We start from the raw sequence: 15,445 nt of genomic DNA, 5'->3' as shown, positions 1-15,445 counted from the left end.
CTGTCCCCCACAGAACCCAACCCACAGGAGTTGCCCCATGCTCGACCCGCAAGCCCAAGCCCTGATGACTTTGTTGAGCGAAAAGGGCATCCCCCCGGTCTACACGCAAACACCCGCCGAGGCGCGGTCCTCTTACCGGGCGCGGCGCACATTCACCCAGCCCGATGCGCCCGAGGTGGGGCGGGTGCAAGACCTGTCGTTCAAGCATTCGGGTGTGGACATCGCGGTGCGCGTGTACCACCCGGCCGGGGCCACCCAGGCCATGCCCGCCTTGGTGTACCTGCATGGCGGCGGCTGGACCATTGGCGACTTGGACACACACGATGTGCTGTGTCGCAGCCTGTGCCAGCAAGCCCATGGCGTGGTGGTGGCGGTGGATTACCGCATGGGGCCTGAGCACAAGTTTCCGGCGGCCTACGACGATGCGGTGGCCGCCTGGCAGTGGGTGGCTGCGCAAGCGCAGGCCTTGGGCATTGACCCGGCACGCATCGCCATCGGTGGCGACAGCGCGGGGGGCAATCTGGCCGCTGCGGCCTGTTTGGGCCTGCGCGACTTGGGCCTCAAGCCGGTGCTGCAGTTGTTGATTTACCCCAGCACCCTCATGGCCCCCGACACCGCCTCGTACCAGACCAACGGTCAAGGCTACATGCTCACGCGTGAGTCCATGGCTTGGTATTCGGGCAACTACTTGCGCGGGCCACAAGATGCTCAGGACTGGCGTGCATCGCCCCAGTTGGCCACCAGCCATGCCCATTTGCCGCCAGCCTTTGTATTGACGGCAGGTTTTGACCCTTTGCGCGACGAGGGCCTGATGTATGCCGATGCGCTGACCCAGGCGGGCGTGTCCTCGCAATACATCTGCTTTGAACGGCAAATCCATGGCTTCATCACCATGGGCCGGGTGCTGCAAGAGGCCAACACGGCGGTGGCTTTGTGTGCGCACGCTTTGCGCACTGCTTGGGCTTGAGCCCGCAAGCCGCTGCGCCAGCGGCTCAGGCCTCGGTGATGGCCAGGTAAGCCTGCCGGGTTTCGGGGCTGACCGCTTGGAGCGCTTGCTCGTAACGGGTTTGGTGCCGGGCCACCATGCGTGCCGAGGCGATGGTCTTGGATTTGCAAAACCAGTGGCAGCTGTGCTGCATGAGGAACATTTCCCCCATCAGGCGAAAAGCCCGTTCCTTCAGTGGCAAGCCAGCCGTGTTGTCAACCGCCTGACCAATGCCTTTGGCGTGCGTCTCCAGCATCCTGCGCATGTCAAAAGTGGCCTTGGGGGAGAGTTGGTCCACAAAGGGCAGCGCAATCTTGAAGGCGCGTGTGGCAGGGGCTGGCAGTTTGGCAAAAGCCTCAGCCAGATTTTGAAAGTCTGCGGCCAGCTGCTGCTCGGCCTGTTCTTGCAATTGCAAAATTTGCGTTTGCCGCGCCAGGTCGCTCTCGCCCAGTGCGCGCATGTAGGCGCTGGTCAGCTGCTCCATGTGTTTTTCGATCTGGTAGGGGTGCAATTGTTCGGCCAGCAAGGCGGTGCGCTGACGCTGCCCACGGGCATTGACCCAGTGAACGCCCAAGCCCAGCAGCAAGAACAAACTGAATAATTCCATACGAATGTGACCTCATGGCCCAAGGGGGCCGAAGCCCAGAGTGTAAAGAGCCCCCAGCCCTTTTCGAGGCCGCACTCAAAAACACAAGGATGTGACATGTCTGTGACGCAGATCAGGCACAGCCAGGTTTTGGAGAGTCGACTCTAAAGAACGGGTTTACCCTTGTTTCGATGCAGAGGTGGTGTTCCAATTGCTGCATTGCAACAAAACTTCCAAAAAGGAAAAAACCATGAACTTCAATGCTGAACAATTCGCCGCCACCCAACAAGCCAACTTGGCCGCTGCTGCTGGCCTGTCGCAAACCGCTTTCGCCGGTTTCGAGCGCCTGGTCGAGCTGAACATGGCCGCTGGCAAAGCCGCTGTGGGTGAGTCTTTCGCCAACGTGCAAGCCCTGATCGCTGCCAAGACCCCCCAAGACCTGCTGGCCGTGCAAGCCGCTTTGGTGCAGCCTGCTTTCGAAAAGTCGGTGTCTTATGGCCGTCACTTGGCTGAAATCGCTCAAAGCACCGGTGGCGAGTTCACCAAAGCCGTCGAAAGCAAAATGGCCGAGTCCGAGCAAGCTGTCAAAAGCCTGGTCGAAAACAGCCTGAAAAACGCCCCCGCCGGTTCTGACGCCGCTGTGGCCGTGATCAAAAGCGCTTTCGAAGCCAGCCAAAACGCCGCTGAAACCCTGAAAAAAGTGGCCAAGCAAGCCGCTGACAGCGCCGAGTCCAACCTGAAGGCCGCTACTGCCCAAGCCGAAGCTTCGGTCAAAGCCGCCATGAGCAAGGCCAAAGCCAAGGCTTAAGCCTTTGCGCAATGAGCGCCCCTGTTGGGGCGCTTTCTACAATCAAGGGCGTCTTCGGACGCCTTTGTTGTTATTGGAATTGCGATGAATCCTGCTTTGGCTCAGCCGTCACCCCCTGCACTGCACATCGCCGGTGGCGTTGCCACCATCACCCTGAACCGGCCCGCCCAGCGCAACCGGCTTGAGAACGGCGATCTGCAAACTTTGTTGACCCAGTTCGATGCCATCGACCGCAAGCCCGAGGTGCGCGTGCTGGTGTTGACGGCCAACACCGCCGGTCAGCCCAAGCCGGTGTTTTGCGCGGGTTATGACATCGGCGGCTTCAAGGAGCCCGGCCAGGGCGCCACGGCGTTTGAAAAAGTGCCCGAAGCGCTGGCCGTGCTGCGGCCCATCACCATTTGCGCACTCAATGGCAGTGTTTACGGTGGCGCCACCGACGTGGTGCTGGCCTGTGACCTGCGTGTGGGCCTGCAAGGCATTGAATGGCGCATGCCTGCCACGGCTCTGGGCCTGCATTACTACCCCAGTGGCTTGCAGCGCTACATCAGCCGCTTTGGGGTGGCGGCTGCCAAGCGGGCATTTCTGACCGCCCGGCCTTTCAACTGGCAGCAACTGGAGCGACTGGGTTTGTTTGAAGCTTTTGTCAGTGCGGATGAATGGTCGGACACGCTGGAGGCGCTGACCGAAGACATTCTGGCCCTGGCCCCGCTGGCCGCTCAGGAAACCAAAAAATCCCTGAATGAAATCGCTGCAGGCCAGATGGACTGGCCCACTTTGCGCGCCCGCGAAGCGCTGACCAGCACCAGCGCAGACTTTGCCGAAGGCCGCGCCGCCTTTGCCGAGCGCCGCAAACCGGTGTTCGTGGGGCGTTGAAAAAGCGGACGCCGCCGTTCTGAGGCCATTGCCGCAAGGGATGAGGTCGGCGCAACCCGTCGGGTCGCAGGGGTAATATCTGCCCTGGTTTCACGTCGCTGACCTCTTTCTACCCATCGAGCCATGTTGTTGCGAATCACATTTTTCATGCTCTGGATCTGGGGCACTTTGTTACACAGTGCGTGGGCAGTCGCGTCCACCGATACGCCTGCCGATACGTCTGCCAATGCTTTGCAATGGGCGCTGCCCGTGGAAGCCAGTCCCGGCAAGCCTTTGCCGCAGACGAAATTCTCTGGCCCCAGGCCCGGGCTGTGGCTGGAGGTCAATGCCTTGCAAAAAGTGCTGGTGCCAGCAGATGGCACCTTGCTGTACGCGGGCGGGGTTTCAGCGTCACAAACGGGTTTTGTCATCGGCCACCCGAACGGCTGGATCTCCCTGATTGCGTCGCCCATGTCTTGGGAGCGAACCGCAGGCATTGCGGTGGGCGCTGTGGTGCGCCAAGGCCAGGAATTGGCCGTGGTGCGGGGCGGGCGTGCAGAAATTTTGCGGCAGTTGAATTGGTCGGTCTTCAAGTTGGACGAAGCGCCTTTGCGTCAGGAATTGATGGCGTTGGTGCCTGACGCGGGTGAAGCCGCAGCCGCGATTCGAGACCTGTTGTTTGCGCGCTTGTTGCAATTGCCAGCGGTGAATGCGAAGGGCTTGCTGGGCTTGGGAAGCTTGCAATTGGGTTTGAATGCCGGCAACAACCTGGAAGATTGCACGGTTCGATTTGTGGGTGTGCAGATGCCCTGCCGGTCCGCTGAACAACAAGATTTCCTGTTGCCCGTGGGGGTTCATAAACTCGAAGTGCAAAGCGGGCGTGTATTTAAAAGCACCAACACCACGGTACATTTCATCTCATTAACTGACACCATTGTCCAGAACATTGAAAAGGACGATCGCAACAACTATCTGGCGACTGCCTATGCGATAGATCGCAGCGAACTGAAAGCGGACTCATCTGAAAGCCAGGCACAGGCACAGGCACAGGCGCAGGCGCTCAAACTGGAGCAAGACCGGCAATTGGCCGCAGCCGAGAATCTGAAGCGCCAAAAGGAGGCCGAAACCTTGGCCCAAGCTCAGGCGCTCAAACTCGAGCAAGACCGGCAACTGGCCGCTGCCGAGAGTCTGAAACGCCAAAAAGAGGCCGAAGCCTTGGCAAAAGCTCAGGCGCTCAAACTGGAGCAAGACCGGCAATTGGCCGCAGCCGAGAATCTGAAGCGCCAAAAAGAGGCCGAAGCCTTGGCAAAAGCTCAGGCCCTCAAACTCGAGCAAGACCGGCAACTGGCCGCAGCCGAAAACCTGAAACGCCAAAAAGAGGCTGAAGCCTTGGCAAAAGCCCAGGCGCTCAAACTCGAGCAAGACCGGCAACTGGCCGCTGCCGAAAGCCTGAAACGTCAAAAAGAGGACGAAGCCTTGGCACAAGAACGTTTGGCGCAAGAGGCGCGGCAACGTGATGCGCAGGAAATCTTGCGGGTGAATGCGGAGCTGTCCAAACTCAAAGAGCAACTGAGCCAGATCCAGGCGCAGAAGGCCCCTGTGCTGGATGTGCCCGTCTCGTCCAATGACGCACGCACGGGCATGCGCCGAGCACTGATCATGGGCAATGACGCCTACAAAGATGTGGCGGTTTTGCAAAACGCACGCTCAGACGCACGTGCCATGAGCAAGACCTTGGGACGCTTGGGTTTTGAGGTGTCTACCCATCTGGATTTGACCGAGCGTGGCATGAAAGAGGCCATCCGCACATTCAAGTCACAAATTCGCGGTGGCGATGAGGTCGTCGTCTTTTTCGCGGGGCACGGGGTGCAATTGGGGGCCACCAATTACCTGCTGCCGGTAGACATCCGTGGACAGTCCGAAGACCAGGTGCGCGATGAGGCCATTCCGCTGCAACGACTTCTGGATGATTTTCAGGACACCAAGGCGCGGTTTGCCTTGGCCATCATTGATGCTTGCCGGGATAACCCTTTCAAAACAGCCGGTCGGGCCATCGGCGGGCGAGGGCTGGCTTCCACCTCGGCTGCAACAGGTCAGATGGTGATGTTTTCAGCGGGCACCGGCCAGCAAGCGCTGGACCGTCTGGGGCCGCAAGACCGTGAGCCCCATGGCTTGTTCACACGCGTGCTGCTCAAGGAAATTGACAAGCCGGGCGTTTCCATCGAGCGCTTGGTGCGAAACGTGCGCAACGAAGTGGCCCGCCTGTCCAAAACAGTGGGCCATGAACAAGTGCCCGCTGTGTACGACCAAACCCTGGGCGATTTCTTTTTCCGCCCCTGAGGCGGGCCGCTGGCTTGGGCTCGCCCCGTCAGTCCCTGGATCGACCCGCCGACCAGGCGCTGCCCATGGACGCGGCCATGATGAACAGCATGGCCAACTCTTGCTGAAAGGTCAGCTTTTCGCCCAGCACCAACCAGCCTGCCATGGCGCCCACAGCGGGCTCCAGGCTGAGCAAGATGCTGAAGGTGCGCTTGGGCAGGTGGTTCAGGGCGTACATCTCCAGGGTGTAAGGAATGGCGCTCGACAGCAAGGCCACGCCCAGGCCGGCGGCCAGCCATTGCGTGTCAAACAAGGCGCCGCCCGCCTGTGCCAGCCCGATGGGCGTGACCACGATGGCCGCTGCCAGCATGCCCATGGGCGTGGCAAATGCCCCATAACGCAGCGCGACGCGTTGACCAAAAATGATGTACAGCGCCCAGCACACACCGGCGCCCAGGGCATAGGCCATGCCCACGGGGTCCAGTGCGGTGCCCGAGCCCGGCAGGGGCAGGATCAGCCCCAAACCGAGCACGGCCAGTGCAATCCAGAGCCAATCTGAGACTTTCTTGGACGTCCACAAGGCCACCGCCAGCGGGCCGGTGAACTCGATGGCAATCGCCAGGCCGAAGGGAATGGTCTTGATGGCGCTGTAAAACAGCAGGTTCATGACACCCAGGGTCACGCCGTAAAGCCCCAGCGGAAGGGCGTCGGCCCATTGCCAGCGGCGACGCCAGGGCCGCCAAAAAGCCATGAGCATGAGCATTGAAAAGACCAGGCGGTAAGTGGTGGTGCCTTCGGCGCCGACGGCAGGAAACAAACTTTTGGCAAAGGACGTGCCTACGCAGAGCGACACCAGGGAGCCCATCAAGGCGGCAATCGGCAAAACAGGAAAGGTCAAGGGTGTGCTTTCAGGGGCAAGGTCAAAGGGGGGCTCAAACCCGGTCCCAAGCCTTGAGAGTCAGTCAAATCAGGGGGTCATCATAGCCCCGCATACAATCCCGGCTTGGTCTGCAAACCCTGGCCTTGTGTGAGCGCTTGCAGAAGACATCTATACAGTTTTTGTGGAGTTACCCATGTTCATTTCTTCCGCTTTTGCCCAAACCGCTCCTGCAGCCGCTGCCGGTGGCGACATGCAGTCCACCCTGATGAGCATGCTGCCTTTGCTGCTGATGTTCGCGGTGCTGTATTTCGTCATGATCCGCCCCCAGATGAAAAAGCAAAAAGAGCACCGAGCCATGATTGACGCCTTGGCCAAGGGCGATGAAGTCGTCACCGCTGGCGGTTTGCTGGGCAAAGTCAGCAAAATCGGCGACAGCAACATCGGTGTGGAAATTGCCTCCGGTGTGGAAGTGCAGATGCAGCGCAGCGCAGTGGTGCAGGTCTTGCCCAAAGGCACACTGAAGTAATTCAGACCGCAAGCGGTTTTTTCAGAGGGGCGCACGATGCCCCGATTTTTTCATCCTGTACGCGAGTCCCTATGAACCGTTACCCGGTCTGGAAATACGCGATCATCGTGATCGCATTGTTGCTGGGGGTGGTCTACACCCTGCCCAACTTCTTTGGTGAGGCACCTGCGGTGCAAGTGTCTTCGGGCAAGGCCACCATCAAAGTGGACACTGGGACTCTGCAAAAAGTCGAAGACGCCCTCAAGGCCGCGGGCGTGAGCGCCCAGAGCGTGGCGCTCGAAGGCGGCTCCATCCGCGCCCGCTTTAACAGCACTGACGAGCAGCTCAAGGCCAAGGACGCGGTTCAAAAAGCCCTGATTCCAGATGCGGCCAACCCTCAGTTTGTGGTGGCGCTCAATCTGGTGTCGCGCTCGCCCGCCTGGCTCAGTGCCTTGCACGCAGCGCCCATGTACCTGGGGCTGGACTTGCGCGGCGGCGTGCACTTCATGCTGCAGGTGGACATGCAAGCGGCTTTGACGCAAAAGGTGGAATCCATCACGGGTGACTTGCGCAGCTTGCTGCGCGAAAAAGACGTGCGCCACGGCGGTATCAGCCGCAACGGCGCCAGCATTGAAGTGCGTCTGCGTGATGCGCAGCAACTTGAAGCGGCCAAGCGCGTGCTGTCGGCCCAGTTTCCTGACCTGCAAACGCAGGACGTGCCCGATGGCAGCGAGTTCCGCCTGACGGCCAGCATCAAGCCCGAAGCCGCCCGCAAAGTGCAAGAGCAGGCGCTCAAGCAAAATATCACCACGCTGCACAACCGGATCAACGAGCTGGGCGTGGCCGAGCCGGTGATTCAGCAGCAGGGCCTGGACCGCATCGTGGTGCAGCTGCCCGGCGTACAAGACACGGCCAAGGCCAAAGACATTCTGGGCCGCACCGCCACCCTGGAAGTGCGCATGGTTGATGAAAGCACCGAAGCGCGTGCGGCTGAACAAGCTGGCGGCATCGTCCCCTTTGGGGCTGAGCGTTACTTGGAGCGCGATGGCCGCCCCTTGATCGTCAAGAAGCAAGTGGTGCTCACGGGCGACAACCTGACCGACGCCCAGCCTGGCTTTGACAGCCAGACGCAAGAGCCCGTGGTCAACCTGACGCTGGACGCCAAAGGCGCCCGCATCTTCAAGGACGTGACGCGCGACAACGTGGGCAAGCGCATGGCCATCATCTTGTTCGAAAAGGGCAAGGGCGAAGTGGTCACCGCTCCGGTGATCCGCGCCGAGATCGGCGGCGGGCGCGTGCAGATTTCGGGCCGCATGACCACGGCCGAAGCCAACGACACCGCGCTGCTGCTGCGTGCCGGCTCGCTGGCCGCGCCCATGGAAATCATCGAAGAGCGCACCATTGGCCCGAGCCTGGGCGCTGAAAACATCGCCAAAGGCTTCAACAGCGTGACCTGGGGTTTCCTCGTCATTGTGGCTTTTATGGTCATTTACTACGCCATGTTCGGTTTGTTCTCCGGCATTGCGCTGGGTGTGAACTTGTTGTTCCTGGTGGCCATTTTGTCGATGCTGCAAGCGACCTTGACCCTGCCGGGCATGGCCGCGATGGCGCTGGCGCTGGGCATGGCGATCGACTCGAACGTGCTGATCAACGAGCGCGTGCGTGAAGAGCTGCGCAATGGCGCAAGCCCTCAGGCCGCCATCCACGCGGGCTACGACCGCGCCTGGGCCACGATTTTTGACTCCAACATCACCACGCTGATCGCGGGTGTGGCCTTGCTGGCCTTTGGTTCCGGCCCGGTGCGCGGCTTTGCGGTGGTGCACTGCATCGGCATCTTGACGAGCATGTTCTCGGCGGTGTTCTTCTCGCGTGGCTTGGTCAACCTTTGGTACGGTGGCAAGAAAAAACTCAAATCGGTGTCGATTGGCACCGTCTGGCGGCCCGAGGCTGGCACTGCGGTGAAAGCCGACTAAGGGGAAAAGACCATGGAATTGTTCAAAATCAGAAAAGACATCCCGTTCATGAAGAACGCGTTGGTCTTCAACGTGATTTCCTTCGTGACCTTTGCCTTGGCGGTCTTCTTCTTGTTCAGCCGTGGCCTGCACCTGTCGGTGGAGTTCACGGGCGGCACTTTGATGGAAGTGAGTTACAGCCAACCCGCCGACCTGCAAAAGGTGCGTGGCACGGTGGCCACGCTTGGCTTTTCAGAAGTGCAGGTGCAGAACTTCGGCTCGGCACGCGATGTGATGATCAGGTTGCCCGCGCAAAAAGGCGTGAGCTCGGCCCAGCAAAGCGAAAAGGTTTTAACGGCTCTTAAAGCCAATGACCCTGATGTGACCTTGCGGCGCACCGAGTTCGTTGGCCCGCAAGTGGGCGACGAGCTGGCCGAAGACGGGCTGAAGGCCTTGGCCTTTGTGGTGGTCGGCATCATGATTTATTTGGCGATCCGCTTCGAGTGGAAGTTCGCCGTCTCGGCCATCATCGCCAACTTGCACGACGTGATCATCATCCTGGGCTTTTTTGCCTTCTTCCAATGGGAATTTTCACTGGCGGTGCTCGCGGCGGTGCTGGCGGTGCTGGGTTACTCGGTCAACGAGTCGGTGGTGATTTTTGACCGGATTCGCGAGAACTTCCGCCGCTACCGCAAGATGAACACGGTCGAAGTGATTGACAACGCGATCACCTCCACCATCAGCCGCACCATCATCACCCACGGCTCGACCCAGATCATGGTGTTGTCCATGCTGCTGTTCGGTGGCGAAACCCTGCACTACTTTGCCATGGCGCTGACCATCGGCATCTTGTTTGGCATTTACTCGTCGGTGTTCGTGGCCGCCGCCATTGCCATGTGGCTGGGCTTGCAGCGCGAAGATCTGATCAAGCCGATCAAGAAAGACAACGACCCGAACGACGAAAACTCGGGCGCGGTGGTCTAAGACCTCACCCCAACAAACAAGGGCACCTTCGGGTGCCCTTTGTTTTGGCTATCGACCTACGGGGCAGTATTTGTAGGTCGGCACCTTCAGGTCCGACATGGGGCCTGCGCCGAAGCCTGCATCCCCTATGCAGACCCGATGCGCTGAAACAAGCCGCCTGGCAGACGGCCCACTTGCCCCATCAATTCCAGCTCCAGCAGCTGCGCTTGCAGCTGGGCGGTGGGCCAGCCGCAACGTGCTTGCAGGGCGTCCAGGCTCACCGGGTCGTGGCCCATGTGCTGGAGCAGTTCATCCTCGTCGGATTCTTGATGGGATGAGGCCGTAGGAGAGGAATCCAGGGCGAGTGGCACCTGGGCGAAGGGATCGCTCATGCGCAGTTCTTCGAGCACGTCCTGGGCCGATTCGACCAATTTGGCGCCTTGTTTGATGAGGGCGTGGCAGCCTTTGGCCTGTGCGGAGTGGATGGAGCCGGGAATGGCCATCACGTCGCGACCTTGCTCCAGCGCCTGTTTGGCCGTGATGAGCGAGCCCGACTGCAAGGCCGCTTCGACCACCAGGGTGGCTTGAGACAGGCCGGAAATCAGGCGATTGCGCCTGGGGAAGTGGTGCGCCAATGGCGGCGTGCCCAGCGGGTATTCGCTCAGGATCAGGCCTGAAGCCGTGATGCGGTGCGCCAGGTCGCGGTGCTGGCGGGGGTAGACCCGGTCCAGCCCAGTGCCCACCACCGCGATGGTGGCCAATGCGCCGGGTTGTCCTCCCGCTTGTGCGCCTTGCAGGGCGCCTTCGTGCGCGGCGCCATCCACCCCCAAGGCCAGGCCCGAGACGATGGTCAACCCGCTGGCGGCCAGGCTGCGCGCAAATTCCCGGGCGTTGACAGCGCCTTGTGGTGTGGGGTTGCGGCTGCCGACCATGGCCAAGGACCGGTCCACATGCAAATGGCGCAGGGCGCTGACTTGGCCCAGGGCGTACAGCATCAGGGGTGGGTCTGGGATTTGCAGCAGCGGGGCCGGGTAGTCGGCATCCCCCAGCGTGAGCACGGCACGCGTCTGGGCAGACGGTCCATCGGCTTGCAGCCATTGCCAGGTTTCAGCGGTGAGTTCTGCCCAGCCTGCGGGTGTTTGGCGCAGGGCCTTGGACTGCTGGGGCGAGACGATCTGGCGCAAGGCCGATTCTGTTTGCGCAAAGATGGCCTGGGGTTCGCCAAGCGCGGCCATCAGGTTGCGGGCGGTTTCGGGGCCCACCCCGTTGGTGAGCGCCAGGCGCAACCAGGCACCCAATTCTTCAGAGCTGTCCATCATGTGTCTCTCCCTGTGCAGCCTTGAAAGCCGTCTGTGCAGGCATTGTGGGCCAAAGCTGGCGCGATGCCAAGGACACAGGATTGAGGCCAGAAAGCGCGTGGCCGCAGCTTTTGCACCTCAAACAACGGGCTTGGAGGGGCAGACGCTTTCAAAATTAGGGACAATACAGGATTGGTTTCTTCTAGCTCTTGACCCATGGCCCTGCTTCCCATCCTTTGCTACCCAGACCCTCGCCTGCACAAGGTGGCCAAACCCGTGCAAGCGGTGGACGCCCGCATCCACGCCCTGATCGACGACATGGTTGAAACCATGTACGAGGCCGGTGGCATTGGCCTGGCCGCCTCACAGATCGATGTGCACGAGCGCCTGGTGGTGATCGACACGTCTGAGGAGCGCAACCAGCCCATGGTGCTGATCAACCCCGAGATCACCTGGATGAATGAGGAGCGCGTCAAGGGCGAGGAGGGTTGCCTGTCGGTGCCCGGCATTTACGACGGCGTGGAGCGCGCGACCAAAGTGAAGGTCACGGCCTTGGACCGCGATGGCCAAAGCCGCACGATCGAGGCCGAGGGCATGCTGGCCATTTGCATCCAGCACGAGCTGGACCACCTGATGGGCAAGGTGTTTGTGGAATACCTCTCGCCGCTCAAGCAAGGCCGGATCAAGACCAAGATGGTCAAAGCCCAAAAAGCCGGGCGCTGATCCCTTTTGAAGAACCGTTCATGCGTTTGATTTTTGCGGGCACGCCCGAATTTGCCCAGGTGGCGCTGGCCGCCCTGCACGCGGCAGGCCACGACATCGTGCTGGTGCTGACCCAACCCGACCGGCCCGCCGGGCGCGGCATGAAGCTGCAGGCCTCGCCCGTCAAGCAGTGGGCGCTGGCGCACGGCGTGCCCGTGGCCCAGCCGCGCAGCCTGCGCCTGGACGGCAAATACCCCGAAGACGCCGCCGCAGCCCGCGAGGCCTTGCTTGCTGCGCAAGCCGACGCCATGATCGTGGCGGCCTACGGTCTGATCTTGCCGCAGTGGGTGCTGGATTTGCCGCCACGCGGGTGCCTGAACATCCATGCGTCCCTCTTGCCGCGCTGGCGCGGTGCGGCGCCCATCCATCGCGCCATCGAGGCGGGTGACAGCCAAACCGGCATCACCATCATGCAGATGGACGCGGGCCTGGACACGGGCGACATGCTGCTGGTGCGCGACGAGACCATCTGGCCAACCGACACCACCGCCGTGCTGCACGACCGTCTGGCCGCTTTAGGCGGCGAGGCCATCGTGCAGGCCCTGGCCGACATCGACCAGTTGCAGCGCCAGCCCCAACCGAGTGAAGGCGTGAACTACGCGCACAAGATTGAAAAAGCCGAAGCCGCGCTCGACTGGGCCTTGAGTGCCGAGGTGCTGGCGCGGCGCATCCGTGCCTTCGACCCTTTCCCGGGCATGACCGTGCCGCTGACCACCGAGGCAGGCACCGAAACCCTCAAGCTCTGGCAAGCCGTGGCCGAGCCCTTGCCACGCCCTGCCGAGCCCGGCACCTTGGTGCAGGCCGACGCCAGCGGCGTGCGCGTGGCCTGCGGGCAAGGCCAGCTGTGCCTCACGCAACTGCAACGCCCCGGTGGCAAGCGTTTGAGCGCCGCCGACTTCCTGCGCGGCTGCCCCTTGCAGCCCGGCCAGCGCCTGGTGGTGGCCTGATGTTTTTCCTCTCGCGCCTGTACCGTCACCCCGCTTTTGTGCTGGGCATGCGCGAGGTGTCGCCGCAGTCGCCAGGCATTGCCGCCTGGGGCCTGATGACGGGCGTGGCCATGGTCAAGTCGGGCATGAGCGTGTTCGAGGCCAGCGCCATGACGCTATTGGTGTTCGCGGGCAGCTCGCAACTGGCGGCCATTCCGCTCATCGTGGCGGGCGCACCTGCCTGGGTGATTCTGGCCACCGGCTTTTGTGTGAACCTTCGCTTTGTGGTGTTCAGCCTGCATCTGCGCCAGTTCTTGATCCACCTGCCGCGCTGGCAGCGCATGCTGCACGGCTACCTGACGGCCGACATCAGCTATGTCCTCTTCACCCGCAAATACGCGCACCCGGGCCAGACCGCGCAGGAGCGGCATGAGCAGGAGGCCTATCTGGCTGGCAACGACTTTTTGAACTGGCTGTCATGGATCGTGGCGAGCTTTGTCGGCATCGCGCTGGCCAATCTGATCCCACCCAGCTGGGGCCTGGGCTTTGCGGGCATTTTGTGCCTGCTGGGCATCCAGTGTTCGCTGGCCAGCTCGCGCATGCGCATTTTGTCGGCGGTGGTGGCTGGGGCGGCTGCCGTGGTGGCCTACAACCTGCCGCTCAAGCTCAACATCGTGGTGGCGATTGCCGTGGCGGTGATCCTGTGCCTCACGGTGGAAAAACTCCGTCCGGCTCCCGGAGTCGCTGTATGAACACGAATGGGGCGGGGACCGATCTCTGGACTTTGGCCGTCATTGTCGGACTGGCGCTGGTCACGGTGATCACGCGAAGCTTCTTTTTCATCTCCAGCAAAAACTGGCAGCTGCCCCACTGGGCGCAGCGCGGCCTGCAATATGCGCCCATCGCCGCCCTATCAGCCGTGGTGGTGCCCGAAATCGTCACGGTGCAAGGGGTGTTGATCACCACCTGGCAAGACGCCCGCCTGTTTGCGGCCTTCATGGGCGCGGGGGTGTATTTTTGGCGCCGTGATGTGCTGCTGACCATCATGGCGGGCATGGCTGTGTATCTGCCGCTGCACCTGGGTCTGGGTTGGTAGCGTTGGTTCGGGCCTTGTTCGGGGTTCGTAACGGCCCAGGCGTAAGCCCTTGTCAGAGCAGGCTTTTAAAATCACGGGCAGTCATCTTCCCCAAGCGAGTCCCCCCATGAACGTCATCCGTTTTTCCGACCTGTGCGCCCAGGGCAAAGCCCAGAACCAGCGCGTGTTCATCCGCGCTGACTTGAACGTGCCCCAAGCCGATGACGGCAGCATCACCGAAGACACCCGCATCCGTGCCAGTGCGCCCTGCATCCAGATGGCGCTGGCCGCAGGCGCCGCCGTCATGGTGACCAGCCACCTGGGCCGCCCGACAGAAGGTGAATTCAAACCCGAAGACTCGCTGGCCCCTGTGGCCAAGCGCCTGGGCGAGCTGCTCGGCCGTGATGTGCCGCTGATCGCCAACTGGGTGGACGGCGTGACCGTCGCCCCCGGCCAAGTGGTACTGCTCGAAAATTGCCGCGTCAACAAAGGCGAGAAAAAGAACAACGAAGAGCTGGCCCGCAAGATGGCCCAGCTGTGCGACATCTACGTGAACGATGCTTTTGGTACCGCGCACCGCGCTGAAGGCACGACTTACGGCATCGCCCAGTTCGCGCCCATCGCCTGTGCAGGCCCCTTGCTGGCCGCCGAGATCGACGCCATCACGCAGGCCCTGGCCAACCCCAAACGACCGCTGGCGGCCATCGTGGCGGGCTCCAAGGTGTCCACCAAGCTGACCATCTTGAAGAGCCTGTCGCAAAACGTGGACCAGCTGATTGTGGGTGGCGGCATTGCCAACACCTTCATGCTGGCGGCGGGCCTGAAGATCGGCAAGAGCCTGGCCGAAGCGGACTTGGTGGGCGAAGCCCAGGCCGTGATCGAGGCCATGAAGGCGCGTGGCGCCGAAGTGCCGATCCCGACCGATGTGGTGACCGCCAAGACCTTTGCAGCCGACGCCGTGGCCACGGTGAAGAAAGCCACCGACGTGGCGGATGACGACATGATCCTGGACATCGGCCCCGAAACCGCCGCCAAACTGGCCGCGCAACTCAAGTCGGCAGGCACCATCGTCTGGAACGGCCCAGTGGGCGTGTTCGAGTTCCCGGCCTTTGAAAACGGCACCAAAGTCATCGCCCAGGCGATTGCCGAGTCCAGCGCGTTCAGCATCGCAGGCGGCGGCGACACCCTGGCCGCGATAGCCAAGTACGGCATCGAAAAGCAGGTCGGCTACATCTCCACGGGCGGTGGCGCGTTCCTGGAAATCCTGGAAGGCAAGACCTTGCCTGCTTTCGAGATCCTGGCCAAGCGCGCTGCCGGTTGAAGCATCGACGGGGCTGAAGCTGCCGACCTACAGCTTATTTTGTAGGTCGGTGGCTTCAGCCCCGACGTGAAGCCTGTGCCGAATTCACCAACGTCGGAGCTGAAGCTGCCGACCTACGGGGAGGTGTCGGTAGTTTGGTGGCTTTGGCCCCGACGTAAATCTTCAGATTTCCGATAACAAAAAACCCCGCATTGCGGGGTTTTTTGTGGCGTG

At 61.6% G+C, this 15,445-nt stretch carries 15 protein-coding genes; 12 read left to right on the top strand and 3 right to left on the bottom strand.

Annotated features, from left to right (window positions below; genetic code table 11):
* The first annotated feature begins 37 nt into the window (after window positions 1-37).
* Window positions 38-967, top strand: coding sequence for an alpha/beta hydrolase (locus AMM33_RS06590; RefSeq protein ID WP_090139730.1), 930 nt, complete (start codon window positions 38-40; stop codon window positions 965-967).
* Between the two features lie 25 nt (window positions 968-992).
* Here AMM33_RS06590 and AMM33_RS06585 read toward each other — a convergent pair whose 3' ends face one another.
* Window positions 993-1,592 carry a hypothetical protein gene (locus AMM33_RS06585; protein ID WP_090139728.1) on the bottom strand — a complete coding sequence of 200 codons (600 nt, stop codon included), beginning with the start codon at window positions 1,590-1,592 and terminating at the stop codon, window positions 993-995.
* A 229-nt stretch (window positions 1,593-1,821) separates the two neighbouring features.
* On the opposite strand from AMM33_RS06585, the gene phaP reads away from it, so the two are divergent.
* The 3 genes from phaP (at window position 1,822) to AMM33_RS06570 (ending at window position 5,571) form a co-directional block, all read left to right on the top strand.
* The gene (phaP, locus tag AMM33_RS06580) at window positions 1,822-2,379 is read left to right on the top strand and encodes a TIGR01841 family phasin (RefSeq protein ID WP_090139894.1); all 558 of its coding nucleotides are present in this window, start codon (window positions 1,822-1,824) and stop codon (window positions 2,377-2,379) included.
* Between the two features lie 84 nt (window positions 2,380-2,463).
* Entirely contained in the window at window positions 2,464-3,252 is a 789-nt protein-coding gene (locus AMM33_RS06575) for an enoyl-CoA hydratase/isomerase family protein (protein ID WP_090139726.1), read from the top strand.
* A 147-nt stretch (window positions 3,253-3,399) separates the two neighbouring features.
* Window positions 3,400-5,571, top strand: a complete 2,172-nt coding sequence (locus AMM33_RS06570) for a caspase family protein (RefSeq protein WP_194945280.1) — start codon at window positions 3,400-3,402, stop codon at window positions 5,569-5,571.
* 28 nt (window positions 5,572-5,599) lie between these two features.
* On the opposite strand, the gene AMM33_RS06565 is transcribed toward AMM33_RS06570, so the two are convergent.
* On the bottom strand, window positions 5,600-6,448 hold the full coding sequence (locus AMM33_RS06565; protein ID WP_369802412.1) for an EamA family transporter: 849 nt from the start codon (window positions 6,446-6,448) through the stop codon (window positions 5,600-5,602).
* A 175-nt stretch (window positions 6,449-6,623) separates the two neighbouring features.
* Between AMM33_RS06565 and yajC the strand changes: the two genes are divergently transcribed.
* The 3 genes from yajC to secF all read left to right on the top strand — a co-directional run bounded on the left by yajC (window position 6,624) and on the right by secF (window position 9,871).
* The gene (yajC, locus tag AMM33_RS06560) at window positions 6,624-6,956 is read left to right on the top strand and encodes a preprotein translocase subunit YajC (RefSeq protein ID WP_090139723.1); all 333 of its coding nucleotides are present in this window, start codon (window positions 6,624-6,626) and stop codon (window positions 6,954-6,956) included.
* A gap of 71 nt (window positions 6,957-7,027) precedes the next feature.
* On the top strand, window positions 7,028-8,908 hold the full coding sequence (gene secD / locus AMM33_RS06555) for a protein translocase subunit SecD (RefSeq protein ID WP_090139720.1): 1,881 nt from the start codon (window positions 7,028-7,030) through the stop codon (window positions 8,906-8,908).
* Window positions 8,909-8,920: 12 nt separating this feature from the next.
* Entirely contained in the window at window positions 8,921-9,871 is a 951-nt protein-coding gene (gene secF / locus AMM33_RS06550; RefSeq protein WP_090139717.1) for a protein translocase subunit SecF, read from the top strand.
* 125 nt (window positions 9,872-9,996) lie between these two features.
* Here the strand turns inward: secF and dprA are convergent, their stop codons facing one another.
* Window positions 9,997-11,169 carry a DNA-processing protein DprA gene (gene dprA, locus AMM33_RS06545; protein ID WP_369802411.1) on the bottom strand — a complete coding sequence of 391 codons (1,173 nt, stop codon included), beginning with the start codon at window positions 11,167-11,169 and terminating at the stop codon, window positions 9,997-9,999.
* A gap of 195 nt (window positions 11,170-11,364) precedes the next feature.
* On the opposite strand from dprA, the gene def reads away from it, so the two are divergent.
* The 5 genes from def (at window position 11,365) to AMM33_RS06520 (ending at window position 15,232) form a co-directional block, all read left to right on the top strand.
* Window positions 11,365-11,871, top strand: a complete 507-nt coding sequence (def, locus tag AMM33_RS06540) for a peptide deformylase (RefSeq protein ID WP_090139715.1) — start codon at window positions 11,365-11,367, stop codon at window positions 11,869-11,871.
* Window positions 11,872-11,891: 20 nt separating this feature from the next.
* The gene (gene fmt, locus AMM33_RS06535) at window positions 11,892-12,857 is read left to right on the top strand and encodes a methionyl-tRNA formyltransferase (protein WP_090139712.1); all 966 of its coding nucleotides are present in this window, start codon (window positions 11,892-11,894) and stop codon (window positions 12,855-12,857) included.
* Window positions 12,857-13,588, top strand: coding sequence for an AzlC family ABC transporter permease (locus AMM33_RS06530; protein ID WP_090139711.1), 732 nt, complete (start codon window positions 12,857-12,859; stop codon window positions 13,586-13,588). The genes fmt and AMM33_RS06530 overlap by 1 nt, the downstream gene beginning before the upstream one ends.
* On the top strand, window positions 13,585-13,932 hold the full coding sequence (locus tag AMM33_RS06525) for an AzlD domain-containing protein (protein WP_090139709.1): 348 nt from the start codon (window positions 13,585-13,587) through the stop codon (window positions 13,930-13,932). Before AMM33_RS06530 ends, AMM33_RS06525 begins: the two co-directional genes overlap by 4 nt.
* A gap of 106 nt (window positions 13,933-14,038) precedes the next feature.
* Complete coding sequence (locus AMM33_RS06520) at window positions 14,039-15,232, top strand: phosphoglycerate kinase (protein ID WP_090139707.1); 1,194 nt, start codon at window positions 14,039-14,041, stop codon at window positions 15,230-15,232.
* The last annotated feature ends 213 nt before the right edge of the window (window positions 15,233-15,445 follow it).

The sequence above is a fragment of the Limnohabitans sp. DM1 genome (genome assembly GCF_001269385.1).
Taxonomy (GTDB): Bacteria; Pseudomonadota; Gammaproteobacteria; order Burkholderiales; family Burkholderiaceae_C; genus Limnohabitans_A.
Note: the sequence above shows the minus strand (reverse complement) of the source record. Positions and strands in the feature narration are given on the sequence as shown.

Excerpts from the sequence above, each read along its gene's own strand:
- AMM33_RS06590 (WP_090139730.1), top strand. The coding sequence starts at position 38 with ATGCTCGACCCGCAAGCCCAAGCCCTGATGACTTTGTTGAGCGAAAAG.
- AMM33_RS06585 (WP_090139728.1), bottom strand. The coding sequence starts at position 1,592 with ATGGAATTATTCAGTTTGTTCTTGCTGCTGGGCTTGGGCGTTCACTGG.
- phaP (WP_090139894.1), top strand. The coding sequence starts at position 1,822 with ATGAACTTCAATGCTGAACAATTCGCCGCCACCCAACAAGCCAACTTG.
- AMM33_RS06575 (WP_090139726.1), top strand. The coding sequence starts at position 2,464 with ATGAATCCTGCTTTGGCTCAGCCGTCACCCCCTGCACTGCACATCGCC.
- AMM33_RS06570 (WP_194945280.1), top strand. The coding sequence starts at position 3,400 with ATGCTCTGGATCTGGGGCACTTTGTTACACAGTGCGTGGGCAGTCGCG.
- yajC (WP_090139723.1), top strand. The coding sequence starts at position 6,624 with ATGTTCATTTCTTCCGCTTTTGCCCAAACCGCTCCTGCAGCCGCTGCC.
- secD (WP_090139720.1), top strand. The coding sequence starts at position 7,028 with ATGAACCGTTACCCGGTCTGGAAATACGCGATCATCGTGATCGCATTG.
- secF (WP_090139717.1), top strand. The coding sequence starts at position 8,921 with ATGGAATTGTTCAAAATCAGAAAAGACATCCCGTTCATGAAGAACGCG.
- dprA (WP_369802411.1), bottom strand. The coding sequence starts at position 11,169 with ATGATGGACAGCTCTGAAGAATTGGGTGCCTGGTTGCGCCTGGCGCTC.
- def (WP_090139715.1), top strand. The coding sequence starts at position 11,365 with ATGGCCCTGCTTCCCATCCTTTGCTACCCAGACCCTCGCCTGCACAAG.
- fmt (WP_090139712.1), top strand. The coding sequence starts at position 11,892 with ATGCGTTTGATTTTTGCGGGCACGCCCGAATTTGCCCAGGTGGCGCTG.
- AMM33_RS06530 (WP_090139711.1), top strand. The coding sequence starts at position 12,857 with ATGTTTTTCCTCTCGCGCCTGTACCGTCACCCCGCTTTTGTGCTGGGC.
- AMM33_RS06525 (WP_090139709.1), top strand. The coding sequence starts at position 13,585 with ATGAACACGAATGGGGCGGGGACCGATCTCTGGACTTTGGCCGTCATT.
- AMM33_RS06520 (WP_090139707.1), top strand. The coding sequence starts at position 14,039 with ATGAACGTCATCCGTTTTTCCGACCTGTGCGCCCAGGGCAAAGCCCAG.